This window comes from Moorena sp. SIO4E2 (genome assembly GCF_010671945.1).
In the GTDB taxonomy this organism is placed as follows: Bacteria; Cyanobacteriota; Cyanobacteriia; order Cyanobacteriales; family Coleofasciculaceae; genus Moorena; species Moorena producens.
In genome coordinates this window covers 1-1,763 of record NZ_JAAHIE010001083.1, presented here as the reverse complement: position 1 = coordinate 1,763, position 1,763 = coordinate 1, and the positions used below count along the sequence as shown (strand labels likewise).

The window sequence follows — 1,763 nt, the reverse complement described above, 5'->3', positions numbered from 1 at the left end:
TACTATGCGGTATAGATTTATTAGAACCTATAGACACCAATTTAGAAATCACCGCACAAGAACGAGCAGAATGTGAAAACTTGCTATCTGCTGTGATTCAAAATTGGTCTATTTTGAAAAATACATCTATAGAAGGATTTAGAAAAGCTTTTTTGCAGAGAAACGGTATTGTGAGAATTCGTGATGGTAGTTGGCTGCTACAGGTTGAACGTGAAACTTACGATATTTTACTAGATAGAATTCCTTGGAGCATACGAGTTGTCAAGCTGCCGTGGATGGATAATATTTTATATGTAGAGTGGTAAGCTGTAGGGAACAGGGAACAGGGAACAGGGAACAGGGAATAGGTAATAGGTATAGCGCTACGGGCAAGGCAAAAGACAAAAGGCAAAAGGCAAAAGTTTACTAAAATAGCTTTTCAGCTTGTATCAATGTCCTAACCTTAATGCGTAGTGCTATAATAACCAATTTAAATGCGCGACAGCTTAGCCGGGTAGTTAATATCAAAAAAATTAGCATTCAGCTGATAACTGAATGCTTAAAAAGCCTACTAACTTTTACTTTTTACCAATCAACCGTCAACCATCAACCAAATAACCTTCAACCTTCAACCTTCAACCTTCAACCTTCAACCTTCAACCTTCAACCTATTAACCTTGGCCAAAAGGCCACGCTACGCGAACAACCTCTTAACCTTCAACCAAATAACCCTCAATCCCCAGTAATGGACAAACCATCAACCCAGATTTTTGGACAGACTCCACCAGAGGTCAACTCAGCCTCTTTTTCCACATAAATAATCGATTTCAGCAGTTCCCGAAAATCTCCGGCTACCGTTGCGGAATCAATACTAGTTAATTCTCCCTTATTCACCATCCAACCATCAAAGGGTAGAGAAAAGGAACCTTCGAGTGCTTTAACTCCTGCATGAAGCGCATTCACCTCATCAATCCAAATCACATTTTCAGCTTGGTCTAAACTGTACTCTTGTTCAGCAGATTGACCAGGAAAAACATGATAGAAATTAGGACTAACTGTAACTTTTGCCCCAATATTGGCATGACCTGTTGGTTGACCATTCAGGCGTTTTGCGGTGCCAGCACTGTGCAGAAAACTGCTTAACACCCCTTCTGTAATTATCGGTACTCGACGAGTAGGTGTTCCTTCTCCATCAAAATAGACCGGTGCCACATTCTCTGGATGTAGCTCATCATCACAGACAGAAAGCAGAGGAGAAGCAATTGGAGTACCTAGAGACTCAGGAGTCGAGAGGCTTTGCTTGTCTAGAATATTCTGAGCATTAAATAAATTAGAAAAAGCATTCAGTAGACTCAGGAAAGCTTCGGGAGAGAACACTACCCGATATTTTCCGGACTTAACTTTCTCATAGTTCAAGTGACTGATGGTTTTCTGAGCAGCTTTTTCCAGACAAGTCTGAATATCCAGAGTTTCTAACCCTTTACTAATCTTATAGGCACCAGCACTACGGGGCTTTTTCCCTTCTTCCTCAGTTTTGGTATAAAGATAAATGGAAGCCGAGGAGCTAGCTTGCTGGCGCAATGCCCCATCACTATTGACATAAAAGCGCTCAACATCCCGTTGAGATAGTCCATTGTAAGGAACTCCGGCAATAGCTGAGTGAGCTTCCAGTAACTTTTTCTCTGAATCCAGTAGGGTTTCTACTAATTTAGATACTGGCTGTTGAGGCACTTGATTATTGGGAATCTCTGGAATCGATACCGTTGATTCAGGGCTAAAGTCTG

3 protein-coding genes are annotated in these 1,763 nt (G+C 41.3%); 2 read left to right on the top strand and 1 reads right to left on the bottom strand.

What is annotated here, in order from left to right:
- Together F6K37_RS40875 and F6K37_RS40870 are read left to right on the top strand one after the other, a co-directional pair.
- The coding region (locus F6K37_RS40875) for a contractile injection system tape measure protein (RefSeq protein ID WP_287257009.1) at window positions 1–305 on the top strand (305 nt) is incomplete at its 5' end.
- 140 nt (window positions 306–445) lie between these two features.
- Window positions 446–796, top strand: coding sequence for a hypothetical protein (locus F6K37_RS40870; protein WP_287257008.1), 351 nt, complete (start codon window positions 446–448; stop codon window positions 794–796).
- Here F6K37_RS40870 and F6K37_RS40865 read toward each other — a convergent pair.
- The coding region (locus F6K37_RS40865; RefSeq protein ID WP_287257007.1) for a TldD/PmbA family protein at window positions 712–1,763 on the bottom strand (1,052 nt) is incomplete at its 5' end. The two genes, F6K37_RS40870 and F6K37_RS40865, sit on opposite strands and share 85 nt — an antisense overlap.